Origin of the sequence: Streptomyces sp. SAI-127 (assembly GCF_029894425.1) — a bacterium.
GTDB lineage: Bacteria > Actinomycetota > Actinomycetes > Streptomycetales > Streptomycetaceae > Streptomyces.
In genome coordinates, this window is record NZ_JARXYJ010000001.1 from 1,807,924 (window position 1) to 1,821,189 (window position 13,266).

A 13,266-nucleotide genomic window follows, 5' to 3' on the forward strand; every position below is an offset into this window, starting at 1 on the left:
ACAGGTCCGGCAGCCAGGGTTCGTCGCGCAGCAGAGCGACCCGTGCCGCCTGCCCGAGGGTGATGACCTCCCGGTCCGTGAACGCCTTGTCCGCCCGGTAGGGGATCTCGCCGGCGTGGATCGCGTCGGCACGGTCGGCCGCCGCCTCCAGGGCCCGGCGGGCGAACGCGATGTAGGCGGGGTTCTCGGCGAACGGCTGCCATGTGTCGGGGGCGTTCGGCGACTGGATGAGCCTGTGCTGACGGTCCAGCTCGGACAGCCGGGCCTGTTCGGCCGGGGCGAGACCGACGACGACGGCGATCTCGTCCGCGACGATGGGGCCCATGCCATGGGAGAGACGCTCCACGACCGCGCGCAGGGTGTCCTCGCCCGCGAGCCGCGCGACCGCGATCAGCGAATGCAGTTGGCTCAGGGTGTCCTTGGCCAGGAGGGTCTCGACCAGGTTCCCGACCTGGGCGGAGACGTCGGGCAGCGGGCCGGTGCACTGCTCAAGCGCTTGGACGCCCCGCGTGAGGTCCACCCAGCCGCGCTCCTCGCTCCGCTCCACGAGCACCTCGAACCACCGGCGGCACGCGTCGGGTGTGTAGCGCGGCCGGCGGTCCCTGGCGGCCTGCTCGATCGCGTGCGCGACTCTCCTCGGCTTCTCCGGGGCCGACAGATGCACACGGTATGCCTCCGGCAGAAGCGTCCCGAGCTCTTCGTCGGACAGCCGTGCCAGTTCACCGTGGAGGACCTCGATCTCGAAGCCCGGCTCGGTCAGCGCACGCGTCAGCCGCCCTGCGAGGTCCGTCTCCTGGGTGTGGAAGAGCATGGTCGGATCATGGCAGCCGCCACTGACAATGCGCCCGGAGCGCTTGTCAGCGGCGGCTGACCGGGAACGGCACTCGGTTCAGGAGATCTCGAAGGCACCGAGATCCGGCGCCTGCCCCTTGTACGGCAGCCCGACGTTCACGCCTTTGTCGATCAAGGTGCTGTTGGCCGTGGGCCGGAGGTTGGGCAGCGCGGGCAGGCTCCCGTCGGCCTGGCGGGACGCGTCCCAGCCGGACGTCGACACGCTCTGGAACTGCGCGTCCGACAGGGCGACGCCCAGGTTCCACGAGTTGTTCGCGGCGCTCGTGCCGGTCATGTTCGACGTCAACGTGCCGGTGTGGGCGAGGTTGTTGCGCAGGTTGCCCCGGCCGACTGCGGCGCCGCTCGAATCGACTCCCAGCATGTTGAAGTCGGGGTGATTGCCGTAACCGGTGTTGTTGAAGTAGTCGTTGGCGACCGGGTGGTGGTTGGCGTAGAAGCCGGACGCCCTGTTGAGGAACGCCACCGACGTGCGCACGGTGTGTTTGACGGCGCCGGCGTCGTAGTCGCCGCCGTAGCCGCCCGCCTTGAAGCCGGTTCCGTTGCCGGCTGCGGTGGTCGTTCCGGGCATGTACCCGTTCCGCCACGCCCAGGAGTTCTCGATGGTCACGGACGAGTAGGCGCTGATGAGGTCGAAGCCGTCGTCGGCGTTCCACCATGCGCGGCAGCCCCGGAACACGTTGCCGGAGTTACCCGCTGAGATGTGCGCGCCAAAACCGTCGGCGTTCTCGCCGGCCCCGTTGGAGGAGTTGGTGTCGTAGTTGTCGTGCGCGTCGGAGTTGAGGACGAGGTTGCCGCCGCCGTTCTGGATGAACAGGCCGGGACCCATGTGGTGGTGGGTGTTGATCTGCTCGAAGGTGTTGTTGCTGCCCGAGATCCAGATCCCCCAGGACTCGTGGTTGAGGTTGTTGTTCTGGCGGACACCCGTGACCTCCAGCCCCTTGAGGTGAAGCCAGTTCCCGGTGACGTCGAAGCCCTTGATCCGGCAGTCGTCCGTCATGCCCGAGAAGTCGAACACCGGCTTCTCCCCCGGGTAGGCCCAGTAGCGGATCGGGCTTCCCGAACTGCCGCTCTTGTTCAGGGTGATGGCGTCGACCCTGGCCGTCCGGCTGGTACAGCCGCTGTTCGCGCGCGTGTAGCGGTAGGTACCGCCCCGGAAGTACACGGTGTCACCCGGCTGGGCCACGGCCTGCGCATGGGCGATCGTCGCCCAGGGAGCGGATTGCGTGCCCGCGGCACTGTCGTTGCCACCTGGGGCCACGTAATAGGCGGCCGCCGCCGCTGCGTCGCTCGCGGCCGCCGAACCGGCGGGGGTCGCGAAGGGGCTCAGGGCGACCGCCGAGATCAGCAGGGCACGCCCGACGAACTTGGCAGAACTCATCGCTGGCTCCTGGTTCACCCGTTGAGGAATCCGTCCATGGCCGCCGTGGGCCGCCGTGTGCTCTCGTCCCAGGCCGAGCTGTTGTAGTTGTTGAACGACGGGTAGCCCTCGGGCTCCCAGAAGAAGGTGCCGAGGCCGCCGAATCCCTGCAGCCCGCTGACGAACGCCCGTAGCGAGTCGCGCACCTGGGTGGGCTTGCCGACCGGCCCGCCGTACTCCACCTGCATGACCGGCTTGCCGTAACCGGACTGGATGGTCTGCATGTTGGCCAGCACGGCGGGCACGTTGCCGCCCTGCGCGTACGAGGACAGGCCGGTGATGTCCCACCTTCCGCCGTTGTCGCGGTAGGCGTTGAGGAAGTTCTGGACGCCGGCCAGGTTCTGCGGCTGCGCCAGGTGCACCAGGACCGGCGTGCTCGGGAAGACCTGCTTGGACATGTCGTACGCCGCGTTCAGCAGGCCCGTCATCTGAGCGGGGCGGCTGATGCTGCCGACCGGCTTGCAGATGCCGGAGTTGGTCTCGTTGCCGATCTTCACCCAGGCCGGTGTGACGCCGTGGTACTTGATGATGTTGCACGAGTGGTACACGTAGTCGTACATGGCGTCGAGCATCTGGCTGTAGGTCATGCTCGCCCAGGCCGCCGGGGGGTTCTGCACGCCGACCGAGTTCCAGGTGTCGCCGAAGTGGAAGCCGATGAGTACCTGCATGCCGGCGTCCTTGGCGCGCTTCGCCAGCTGGGCCGTCTCCTCGATGGAGCAGTGCCCGTTGGCCGGATCGCTGGACGGGTTGACCCAGGTCCGCAGACTGATCGCGGTGATGCCGTAGCCCTTGAGGACGGTGAACAGGTCCTGGCGCACTCCGGCGCTGTTGTTCCAGTGGTAGCCCCGCGCCTCCATCTGCGGCAGCCAGCTGACGTCGGCGCCCTTGACGAAGGACGCGGCCTGCGCCGGGGTCGCCAGGGGGCCTGCGCCCAGGGCGAGCGCGCCGGCGCCGGCGGCCGCGCCGAGCAGGACACTGCGCCGCCGTAAGCCGGAGGGCTCGGGTCGTTCGGTGTCGGTCATGTGGGGGTTCCTCGGTTCGTCGGATCCGGGCCGCATGGCGGTCCGGGTGGGGGTGAGGCGGTGCGGAACGCCTCCGGCCGGTGGTCCGGGCCGCTTGCCGACCGGTACCGGGGCGGGAGCCGTCCGGAACTTCGCCTGTAGGTCGCCGCGGGCCCCGGCGGGGTTGCCGCCGGGGCGGAGGCCGTCCGGAGGCCCCGGCCCCGGAACACACGAAAAGGGCCCCCACAGGCTCTCGCCTGCGAAGACCCTTCGCACCGTCGGGACGACAGGATTTGAACCTGCGACCCCTTGACCCCCAGTCAAGTGCGCTACCAAGCTGCGCCACGTCCCGGTGCGCTGCCCCGCGGTGGACCGCGGGAACGCGCGTACAGAACTTTACCCCACGTCGGGGGCGGGGCCGAAGCGGGCACCGGGCGCGGGACAATCGACGTATGGCCAGTACATCCTCAGGACGGCAGACGGACGCGCGGGACCGGGACAGCGAGGGGCGGGCGCGCAACGCCCGGCCGCGGGACGGGCTCGGGCGGCCACTGCCGTACGGCGCCGCGGGCGTCGCCCGGCAGCCGGAGGGCGTGGTGCGCACCCCGCAGGAAACCGTGGCCGAGGCCCAGGAGCTGCTGGACGGGGGGCGCCCGTTTCATGCGCACGAGGTCTTCGAGGACGCCTGGAAGTCAGGCCCCGACGAGGAGCGCGCCCTGTGGCGGGGGCTGGCCCAGCTCGCCGTGGGGCTGACCCACGCGGCCCGGGGGAACGTCACGGGCGGGGCACGGCTGCTGCGGCGAGGCGCCGGGGCCGTGGAGGAGTGGGCCGCGTCGGCTGCCGGGCGAGGGCGGCCGTACGGAATGGATCTCGCGGGGCTGGCCGACTGGGCCCGGCGGCTCGCGGACCTCGTGGAGGAGACCGGCGCGAGCGTCGACGCGGGGGGACGGGCACCGCGGCTGCGCGGATAGGTCATCGGGGGGGTGCCGGGTCGGATTGTCGGGCGGGTGCGGGTGAGTGGGGGCTGGTCGCGCAGTTCCCCGCGGGCCGCGTGCGCGGGGCCTGAGCCGGGCGCCACGGGGGTGCCTCGCCGGGTCCTTGCACGTCTGCAGGCCGGTGGCAAGCGGGTCGCGCAGTTCCCCGCGCCCCTGGGGAGTTGCAGCCACCCGCGGCACGACGTGCCGTTCCCCGCACCTCGCGCCACGGCGGACCGTTCGCCGCCTCACCCCCGGGTGCCGCCTGCCCCGCGGACACCCGCACGCACGACCCCGGCTCCCCCCGCTGGCCGGACAGCCCTCATCGACCCACGGCGAGACGGGCCGCCCTCGCCCGCCGCTGCCGCACAATCCTGTCGCCTCCAGCCGCCCGCACCACCCGGCCCCCCAAAGCCGCGCAGACAGCCCTGGTGGACGCGGTGTCCGTACTGTCAGTGGCGTGCGGCAGACTCGGGGTGTGCGAAAGATTCATGTCATCGGTATCGGCGCGGGCGACCCCGAGCAGCTGACCCTCCAGGCGGTCAGGGCGCTGCGGAGCACGGACGTGTTCTTCGTCCTGGACAAGGGCGAGGTGAAGAGCGACCTGACGCGGCTGCGCCGGGACATGCTGGACGCGCACATACCCGAGGGGTCGTACCGGGTGGTCGAGGCCCGGGACCCGGAGCGGGACCGCCGTGCGGGCGGCGCCGCCTACTCCCCCGCCGTCGGGGACTGGCGCAGCGCCCGCGCCGACATCTACGAGCGGCTGATCACCGAGGAGCTGGGCGAGGAGGAGAGCGGCGCGTTCCTGGTGTGGGGGGACCCGGCGCTGTACGACAGCACGCTCGGCATCCTGGAGGAGATCCTGGAGCGCGGCTCGGTGTCCTTCGAGTACGACGTCGTGCCGGGCATCAGCAGTGTGTCGGCGCTGGTGGCACGGCACCGCACCGGGCTGAACCGGGTCGCGCGGCCCGTCCAGATCACCACCGGCCGGCGTCTCGCCGAGGGCTTCCCGGAGGGGGTGGACGACGTGGTCGTGATGCTCGACGCCCACCAGGCCTTCCGCGCGTACGCCGACGAGGACATCGACATCTACTGGGGCGCGTACATAGGCACGCCGGACGAGATCCTCGTCTCGGGGCCGATCGCCGAGGCCGCGCCCCGCATCGAGCGGCTGCGTGCCGAGGCCCGGGAGCGCAAGGGCTGGATCATGGACACGTATCTGCTGCGCCGCGATCCGAAGCAGCGGTAGACCCACCTCCGGGGCCGCACCCGAGCGGACCGCCCTGGCATGCACGGATGGCCCAGCGGTGTGATCGTGCCGGTGTGACAGTCGCCGAGGAAGCCGCACCTCCCGTCGCCGCCCAGCCGCCCGTGCTGGACCCGCGCCGCCGCAATGTCGTCTTCGTGACGATCATGCTGGGGATGCTGCTCGCCGCCCTCGACCAGACCATCGTGGGCACCGCGCTGCCGACGATCGTGTCGGATCTCGGCGGTGCCGAGCACATGTCGTGGGTCGTGACGTCCTATCTGCTCGCGGAGACCGTCGCGACGGTGCTGGTCGGCAAGTTCGGCGACCTGTTCGGCCGCAAGGTGGTCTTCCAGGTCTCGGCGATCGTGTTCATCACGGGCTCGTTCCTGTGCGGTCTCGCCTCCAACATGTCGCTGCTGATCAGCTGGCGGGCGATGCAGGGCATCGGGGCCGGGGGTCTGATGGTGACGTCGATGGCGCTGATCGCCGACGTCATCCCGCTGCGCGAGCGCGGCAAGTACCAGGGCGCCATCGGAGCCGTGTTCGGGGTGGCCACGGTCATCGGACCGCTGCTGGGCGGGCTGTTCACCGACCATCTGACCTGGCGCTGGGCGTTCTACGTCAACGTCCCGATCGCGATCGTCGTGGTCTTCGCCGCGGCCCGCACCATCCCCGCGCTGAAGTCGGCCGCGCGGCCCGTGATCGACTACATGGGCATCGCGTTCGTCGCGGTGGGCGCCGGCGCGCTGATCCTGGCGACGAGTTGGGGCGGCAACGAGTACGCGTGGGGTTCCGGCGTCATCATCGGCCTCTTCGTCGGCGGTGTGATCTCACTCGGGCTGTTCTGCTGGGTGGAGACCCGGGCGGCCGAACCGATGCTGCCGATGCGGCTGTTCGCCAACCCGGTGTTCACGGTCTGCTCGGTCCTCAGCTTCATCGTGGGCTTCGCGATGCTGGGCGCGTTGACGTATCTGCCGACGTATCTCCAGTACGTCGACGGCGACTCCGCCACGGTCTCCGGCGTACGGACGCTGCCCATGGTGATCGGTCTGCTCATCGCGTCGGTCGTGAGCGGCAACGTGGTCAGCAAGACCGGGCAGTACCGGTTCTTCCCGATCGTCGGCTCCCTGGTGATGGGGCTCGGGCTGTTCCTGATGTCCCTGATGGGGCCGTCCACGGGGGCCTGGCCGGCATCGCTGTACATGTTCGTGCTCGGCACCGGCATCGGGCTGTGCATGCAGGTCCTGACGATCGCCGTGCAGAACACCGTCGAGTACGCCGACCTCGGCACCGCGACCTCCGGCGTCACCTTCTTCCGTACGCTGGGCAGTTCCTTCGGCACCGCGGTCTTCGGCACGATCTACACCAACTCCCTGACCCCGAACCTCGAGGACGGCATCGCCTCCGCCGTGCGAGCGGGCGGCGGGCTGGACGCGGCGACCGTCACCAGGGCGGCAACCAGCCCGGAGGGGCTGCACGAGCTGCCGCCGGCCGTCGCCGCGCCGATCATCGACGCGTACGCCGACACGATCCAGACCGTCTTCCTGTGGACCGTGCCGGTCGCCGCGCTCGGCTTCGTCGTCGCCCTGTTCCTCAAGCAGGTCGAACTGCGCGACAGCGCGCGGGCCGGTTCGACCGACATGGGCGAGGGCTTCGCGTCACCGTCCGGAGCGGACTCGCAACGGGTGCTGGAGACAGCGGTCGGGAAGATCATCGGCAGTACGGATCTCGACACCGCGCGCCGGATCATGACGGATTCCGACACCCGGCTCGACATCGCCGGGGCGTGGGCCGTGATGCAGGTGGAACTGCACACGCGGATGGTCGGCCACGCGAGCCTCGGCATGATCGCCGCGCGCCGCCGTCTGCCGCCCGAGGTGCTGCTGCCGGTCTTCGACCGGATGGTCGAGGAGGGCTATCTGACCCTCGACGGCGCTCTCCTCTCGCACACCCGGGCGGGCGCGCGCGAGGCCCGGGTCATCAGCACGGCGTGGGGCAACTGGCTGGCGGACCGGGTGCAGCAGGACATCGGCCGCCCCTCGGGCACGGACCTGAGAGCGGCGGTGGACACGATCGCGAAGCGGCTCCTGGTGGAGGATCTGAACACCGGACTGCCGCAGCGGGCGCGGGAGTTGGCGGGCAGCAGCACCGCCTGAGCGGGTTCGTGGCCGCCTCCCCGCGTCACGGCGAGTCGAGGTCCAGCCACCGCTGAACTCCCGCCACGTCCGGCACCGAGGTCACCCCGTCCGGGAGGGGCGGCCGGCGTACGACGACCACGGGCAGGGCCAGTTCGCGGGCGGCGGTGAGTTTGGCGGACGTGGCCGCTCCCCCGCTGTCCTTGGTCACCAGGACGTCGATGCAGTGGTCGTAGAGGAGCGTCGACTCGTCGGCCACGGTGAACGGGCCACGGGCCAGGAGCACTTCGGTGTGCGGGGGCATCGGCGGCTCGGGCAGCTCCACCGACCGTATGACGAAGTGCAGTTCGGTGAGGTGGGCGAAGGCGGCCAGCTCCATGCGGCCGGTGGTCAGGAACACTCGCCGGCCGAGGCTCGGCAGCAACTCGGCGGCCTCGTCGAGGGAGTCGACCGGATGCCAGCGGTCCCGCGGGCCGGGGCGCCAGCCCGGGCGGCGCAGCACCACGGAGGGCACGCCGGTCACCGCGGCCGCCTGCGCCGCGTGGGCGGTGATCACACGGGCGAAGGGATGTGTGGCGTCGACCAGGGCGTCGACGTGCTCCTGCCGCATCCAGTCGGCCAACCCTGCCACTCCGCCGAACCCCCCGATCCGCACCTCCCCCGCGACCGCGCCCGGCCGGGTCACCCGCCCCGCGAGCGAGGTGGTGACGCGAACCCCCGGCCGCGCCGTGAGCGCGGCGGCCAGTTCACGGGCCTCGGTGGTGCCGCCGAGGATCAGGATGTGGGGGGCCATGGCGGGTAGCGTACGAGGTCAGGGGCGGAAGTCGGCACGGTGGGTGCGCGGCTTCCACCGACGGCGGTCGCCCTCCGGCAGGGCTTGCGAGACGCACGAGGACAGGCGCTTCCGTCCGTCCTCGTGCCAAGGCGGGGCCACCCCGCAGCGCGTTGATCGGCTCGACGAGCGAGATCGCGCCCGGCACGGTCAGCGCCTCCGCACGAGCACAGGCGCTTCCGCCCGTCCGTGGTTATCGTCCGGGCATGGCATCCGTGCGCGCAGTCCTGATCGACATCGACGGGGTTCTCACCGTGTCGTGGGAGCCGTTGCCGGGGGCGGTGGCGGCGTTGCGGGAGGTTCGGGAGGCGGGTTTCGGGGTCGCGCTGGTGACCAATACGACCTCGCGGACGCGGGCGTCGATCGCCTCGGTGCTGGAGGGGGCGGGATTCGCCGTGTCGGCGCAGGACATTCTCACCGCGCCCGCGGTCACCGCCGCGTATCTGGCCGAGCGCTGTCCCGGCGCGCGCTGCACGCTGCTGAACAGTGGGGACATCGCCGAGGATCTCGCGGGCATCACGCTCGTCGGCGGCGAGTCCGAGGACGTCGATGTCGTCGTCCTCGGGGGTGCCGGGCCCGAGTTCGGCTACGCGGCGCTCAACCAGGCCTTCGGGCACCTCCAGCGCGGGGCCCGGCTGGTGGCGATGCACCGCAATCTGTACTGGCGTACCGACGACGGGCTCCAGCTCGACTCGGGCGCCTTCCTGGCGGGGCTGGAGAAGGCCGCCCGGACCGACGCCGAGGTCACCGGCAAGCCGTCGCCCGCGTTCTTCGAGGCGGCGCTCGCACGGCTCGGGGTCGGTGCGGACGAGGCGCTGATGGTGGGGGACGACATCGAGTCGGACGTGCTGGCCGCGCAGCGCGCCGGACTCACCGGGGTGCTCGTGAAGACCGGGAAGTACCTCCCGGAGACCCACCGCTCCGCCAGTGGCACACCCGACCACGTGATCGAGTCCTTCGCGGACCTGCCGGCGCTGCTGGGCGGGTCAGCGGATCAATAGCTGTACGCCGCCCACGATCGTCGCCGCGATCACCAGCTGTTCGAAGAGTCTCTGGTTGATCCGGTTCACAGCCCATTTGCCGAGGAACGCACCGGGCACGACGAACGCCACGAGGGCGAGGTCGAGCAGCAGCGAGTGGCCGTCGATCAGGCCGAGGCCGACGCTGAAGGGCACTTTGGAGACGTTGACGATCAGGAAGAAGAACGCCGAGGTGCCGAGGAAGCCGAGTTTGCGGAAGCCCGCCGACAGCAGGTACATCGACATCACCGGACCGCCGGCGTTGGCGACCATGGTGGTGAAGCCGCCGAGGACGCCGTAGGAACGGGCCTTGACGCGGCCCGTCCGGGTGGCGACCTCGTCGGGTTCCTCCGCCGCCTCGGCCGCGCGCCGGCGCCACAGCGTCACTGCGGCCATGAACAGCAGGATCGCGCCGATCGACGTCCGTACGATCCCGTCGTCCGCCCATTGCAGGAACAGCGTGCCGGCGACCACGCCGACCGCGACCGCCGGGAACAGCCGCCAGAGCGTGGGCCAGTGGGCGTGCCGTCGGTAGGTGAGCACCGCGAGCACGTCCCCGGCGATCAGGATCGGCAGCAGGGCGCCGGTGGAGGCGCGGGCGGGCAGTACAGCGGCGAAGATCGCGAGGCTGACCGTGTTGGCACCGCTCACGGCCGTCTTGGAGAAGCCGACGAGCACCGCCGCGGCGGCGAGCGCGGCGAACCCCCAACCGGAAATGTGCCAGAGCGTCATCGTGTCCATGCGGAGACCGATGCTATGTGCAGGTAGGCGGTCCCGTAAGTGCCGTCTCGCCGAGTGGTCCTGTTGGCGCGCTCCCGTCGTCATCGAGGGGCCGGGACGCTTTACTTAGCACTGCTAATTTCGGACTGTGGCGCAACTGGAGGAGACATGGCCGAGCACGTCCTCGCCGGAACTCACGGCCCCCTCACCGTGCGCGAGTGGCCCCACGACCGGCCCCGGTACGTGGCCCTCGTCGTGCACGGCTACGGCGAGCACGTCGGCCGGTACGAGGAGCTCGCCGGAGTTCTCGTGGCGCACGGCGCGGCCGTCTTCGGGCCGGATCACACCGGGCACGGGACGTCCGCGGGCGAGCGTGTCCTGATCGAGGACTTCGAGGACGTGGTCACGGATGTGCACGCGGTGGCCGATCTGACCCGGGACGCCCACCCCGGCGTACCTCTCGTGATGGTCGGGCACTCGATGGGCGGTCTGATCGCCGCCCGCTTCGCCCAGCGGTACGGCACCGAACTCGCCGCGCTCGTGCTGTCGGGGCCGGTGATCGGCGCCTGGGAGCTGCCGGGGGCGCTGCTCGCCCTCGACGAGATCCCCGACACGCCCATCAGCCTGGCCTCGCTCTCCCGCGACCCGGCGGTGGGCGCGGCGTACCAGGCCGATCCGCTCGTCTGGCACGGTCCGATGAAGCGGCCCACGGTGGAGGCCTTCGCCCGCACCCTGGAGACCGTGTCCACGAGCGGTGGCGTCGGCCCGCTCCCGCTGCTGTGGCTGCACGGCACCGACGACCGGCTGGTCCCGCTCGCCGGGAGCCGCGTCGGTGTCGAGGAGCTCAGGGGCGGGACGTTCGCCGAGCGGATCTACACCGGTGCCCGGCACGAGGTGTTCAACGAGACGAACAAGGCGGCGGTCTTCGCAGACGTGACGGACTTCGTCGACGCCGTGCTCACACGCTGAGACACCGCTGTTTGCACGAGTACGCCCTGGGCACCCGCGCCCCCATGGAGTGGTTGCGTCGAGCGGCCTGTGTGGGAGAGGACCCCGAGCTGTTCTTCCCTGTGGGCACACAAGGACCCGCGCTGCGGGACATCGCAGCGGCGAAGCGCGTGTGTGCCCGCTGCCCGGTCACCCCCGAGTGCCTCGACATGGCGCTCAGCGGTGGGCAGACCTCGGGCGTGTGGGGCGGAACCTGCGAGCAGGAACGCGACGCGCTGCTCCGTGACGGCATTGACCATGCCAGAAGGAGGAGCACGGTATGACTGTGGTGAGGAGCACCCTGCCCGATGCGGCCCGCGAGACGGTCGGGGAGGCCCTGCAGAGCACTCTGGTGGATCTGCTCGGTGTGTCGCTGATCGGGAAGCAGGCGCACTGGAACATCGTGGGCCCGCGTTTCCGGTCCATCCACCTCCAGTTGGACGAGGTGGTGACGACGGCTCGCTCGTTCTCCGACACGGTGGCGGAGCGCGCCGCGGCACTGGGCCTGCCGCCCGACGGCCGACCGGAGACGATCGCCGCCGCCTACACGCTGCCCGGCTCGAAGAGCGGCTGGATCCGGGACGACGAGGTCGTCCGGTTGATGGTCGAGACGCTGGAGGCGGCGATCGGCCGGCTGCGTGAGCGCATCGACGCCACCGAGAAGGCCGATCCGGTCACGCAGGATCTGCTGATCGGCATCACCGCGGAGCTGGAGAAGCAGCGCTGGATGTTCGAGGCCGAGAACTGGCCCCGGGACTGACCGGCCCCCAAGCACCTTGGAAAGGCGCAAGCGATGACCGACGCCCTCGAACTCGACGCGCTGTGGGAGGACTTCCACCGCGCGGTGAACATGACCTCGCAGGAACTGGCCGCCTGGCTGCGGGTGAGCGACGCCGACGAGTCGACGGAGCCGCTGCCGGAGCACGCGGGTGAGCCGACCGGGCAGCATGTCCTCGCGATCCTGCAGAAGCGGCGCACGGACCTGACCGACGACGACATCGAGGTGATGTACGAGGTCGTGGACACCGTCACCGCCGAGGCCGACGTGGAGAACGAGCCCGAGCCCGAACAGACCGTGCGCAGGCATCGGTTGATGACGCTGGGGCACGACCCGCTCAGGCCGTAGCCGCAGCCGGATGACTGGTCATGGCCGACGGGTTTTGGCCCGTCGGCCATGACTGCTCGGCCATCCATGACGAGCCGGCCGCGGACGCCCTCCGGCGCGCCGGGCGGCATGGCACACTGCTCGCACATTCAGTCGAGCAGAGGAGTTTGTGTGACCGGGACCGAGTCGGCCGGCCGGCGGATCGACACGAGCAGGCCGCATCCGGCCCGGGTGTACGACTGGTTCCTCGGCGGGAAGGACAACTACCCCGTCGACGAGGAGCTCGGACGGCTGATCACGGCGCAGGGGGACGCGCCCCGGCAGGCACGCGCCAACCGCCGGTTCATGGAGCGGGCCACGCGGGTCGCCGTACGGGAAGCGGGAATCCGCCAGTTCCTCGACATCGGCTCCGGCATCCCCACCGAGCCCAACCTCCATCAGATCGCCCAGTCCGCGGTACCGGACGCGCGGGTGGTGTACGTCGACAACGACCCGATCGTCCTCGCCCACGCGGAGGCCCTGCTGCACGGCACGCCGGAGGGGGCGACGCACTACCTCCAGGCCGACGCCCGCGAGCCGCAGCGGATCCTCCAAGGAGCCTCCGCCGTCCTCGACTTCGAGCAGCCGGTCGCGCTGTCGCTGGTCGCGCTGCTGCATTTCATCTCCGACGAGGACGGCGCCCAGGAGCTGGTGGACACGCTGGTCGGCGCGCTGGCGCCGGGCAGTTGTCTGGTGCTGTCGGCGATGACGGCGGACTTCGATCCGGAGAAGGTGAACGCGGGCATCGCGGCGTACACGGCGAGCGGGGTGACCCTGGTGGCCCGCTCGCACGACGAAGTGAGCCGTCTCTTCAAGGGACTTGAGGTGCTGGAGCCGGGGATCGTGTCCCTGTCGCGGTGGCGTCCGGACGCGCGGGAGGACGGCGATCCCGTATCGCTGTACGGCGCGGTCGGCATCAAGCGCTGAGCCCGT

14 protein-coding genes and 1 tRNA gene are annotated in these 13,266 nt (G+C 70.8%); 10 read left to right on the forward strand and 5 right to left on the reverse strand.

Features of this window, described 5'->3' with window-relative positions; all coding sequences use genetic code 11:
• The first annotated feature begins 235 nt into the window (after positions 1 to 235).
• Positions 236 to 871 carry a hypothetical protein gene (locus M2157_RS08560; protein ID WP_280864913.1) on the forward strand — a complete coding sequence of 212 codons (636 nt, stop codon included), beginning with the start codon at positions 236 to 238 and terminating at the stop codon, positions 869 to 871.
• 18 nt (positions 872 to 889) lie between these two features.
• On the opposite strand, the gene M2157_RS08565 is transcribed toward M2157_RS08560, so the two are convergent.
• The 3 genes from M2157_RS08565 to M2157_RS08575 all read right to left on the reverse strand — a co-directional run bounded on the left by M2157_RS08565 (position 890) and on the right by M2157_RS08575 (position 3,622).
• Positions 890 to 2,230 carry a right-handed parallel beta-helix repeat-containing protein gene (locus M2157_RS08565; RefSeq protein ID WP_280861224.1) on the reverse strand — a complete coding sequence of 447 codons (1,341 nt, stop codon included), beginning with the start codon at positions 2,228 to 2,230 and terminating at the stop codon, positions 890 to 892.
• Positions 2,231 to 2,244: 14 nt separating this feature from the next.
• On the reverse strand, positions 2,245 to 3,291 hold the full coding sequence (locus tag M2157_RS08570; RefSeq protein WP_280861226.1) for a glycosyl hydrolase 53 family protein: 1,047 nt from the start codon (positions 3,289 to 3,291) through the stop codon (positions 2,245 to 2,247).
• A gap of 257 nt (positions 3,292 to 3,548) precedes the next feature.
• Positions 3,549 to 3,622: transfer RNA gene (locus tag M2157_RS08575), tRNA-Pro, on the reverse strand.
• 100 nt (positions 3,623 to 3,722) lie between these two features.
• Here M2157_RS08575 and M2157_RS08580 point away from each other — a divergent pair.
• The 3 genes from M2157_RS08580 (at position 3,723) to M2157_RS08590 (ending at position 7,652) form a co-directional block, all read left to right on the forward strand.
• On the forward strand, positions 3,723 to 4,241 hold the full coding sequence (locus M2157_RS08580) for a DUF309 domain-containing protein (RefSeq protein WP_280861227.1): 519 nt from the start codon (positions 3,723 to 3,725) through the stop codon (positions 4,239 to 4,241).
• Between the two features lie 481 nt (positions 4,242 to 4,722).
• On the forward strand, positions 4,723 to 5,496 hold the full coding sequence (cobF, locus tag M2157_RS08585) for a precorrin-6A synthase (deacetylating) (RefSeq protein WP_280864914.1): 774 nt from the start codon (positions 4,723 to 4,725) through the stop codon (positions 5,494 to 5,496).
• A 74-nt stretch (positions 5,497 to 5,570) separates the two neighbouring features.
• Positions 5,571 to 7,652, forward strand: coding sequence for an MDR family MFS transporter (locus M2157_RS08590; protein WP_280861229.1), 2,082 nt, complete (start codon positions 5,571 to 5,573; stop codon positions 7,650 to 7,652).
• A 25-nt stretch (positions 7,653 to 7,677) separates the two neighbouring features.
• On the opposite strand, the gene M2157_RS08595 is transcribed toward M2157_RS08590, so the two are convergent.
• The gene (locus M2157_RS08595; RefSeq protein WP_280864915.1) at positions 7,678 to 8,424 is read right to left on the reverse strand and encodes a cobalt-precorrin-6A reductase; all 747 of its coding nucleotides are present in this window, start codon (positions 8,422 to 8,424) and stop codon (positions 7,678 to 7,680) included.
• Between the two features lie 245 nt (positions 8,425 to 8,669).
• Between M2157_RS08595 and M2157_RS08600 the strand changes: the two genes are divergently transcribed.
• Positions 8,670 to 9,464 (forward strand): HAD-IIA family hydrolase, encoded by a 795-nt coding sequence (locus M2157_RS08600; RefSeq protein ID WP_280864916.1) that lies wholly within the window; start codon positions 8,670 to 8,672, stop codon positions 9,462 to 9,464.
• On the opposite strand, the gene M2157_RS08605 is transcribed toward M2157_RS08600, so the two are convergent.
• A complete protein-coding gene (locus tag M2157_RS08605; RefSeq protein ID WP_280861232.1) occupies positions 9,450 to 10,223 on the reverse strand; it encodes a sulfite exporter TauE/SafE family protein in 774 nt (257 codons plus the stop codon). The two genes, M2157_RS08600 and M2157_RS08605, sit on opposite strands and share 15 nt — an antisense overlap.
• 147 nt (positions 10,224 to 10,370) lie before the next feature.
• Here M2157_RS08605 and M2157_RS08610 point away from each other — a divergent pair, with 147 nt between their 5' ends.
• The 5 genes from M2157_RS08610 to M2157_RS08630 all read left to right on the forward strand — a co-directional run bounded on the left by M2157_RS08610 (position 10,371) and on the right by M2157_RS08630 (position 13,260).
• Entirely contained in the window at positions 10,371 to 11,171 is an 801-nt protein-coding gene (locus M2157_RS08610) for an alpha/beta hydrolase (RefSeq protein ID WP_280864917.1), read from the forward strand.
• A gap of 44 nt (positions 11,172 to 11,215) precedes the next feature.
• On the forward strand, positions 11,216 to 11,473 hold the full coding sequence (locus tag M2157_RS08615; RefSeq protein ID WP_280868179.1) for a WhiB family transcriptional regulator: 258 nt from the start codon (positions 11,216 to 11,218) through the stop codon (positions 11,471 to 11,473).
• Positions 11,470 to 11,949 (forward strand): DNA starvation/stationary phase protection protein, encoded by a 480-nt coding sequence (locus tag M2157_RS08620; protein WP_280864918.1) that lies wholly within the window; start codon positions 11,470 to 11,472, stop codon positions 11,947 to 11,949. Before M2157_RS08615 ends, M2157_RS08620 begins: the two co-directional genes overlap by 4 nt.
• A 33-nt stretch (positions 11,950 to 11,982) precedes the next feature.
• Positions 11,983 to 12,315: a DUF3140 domain-containing protein gene (locus M2157_RS08625; protein WP_280861236.1), complete on the forward strand. Its 333-nt coding sequence runs from the start codon at positions 11,983 to 11,985 to the stop codon at positions 12,313 to 12,315.
• A 150-nt stretch (positions 12,316 to 12,465) separates the two neighbouring features.
• Complete coding sequence (locus M2157_RS08630; RefSeq protein ID WP_280864919.1) at positions 12,466 to 13,260, forward strand: SAM-dependent methyltransferase; 795 nt, start codon at positions 12,466 to 12,468, stop codon at positions 13,258 to 13,260.
• The last annotated feature ends 6 nt before the right edge of the window (positions 13,261 to 13,266 follow it).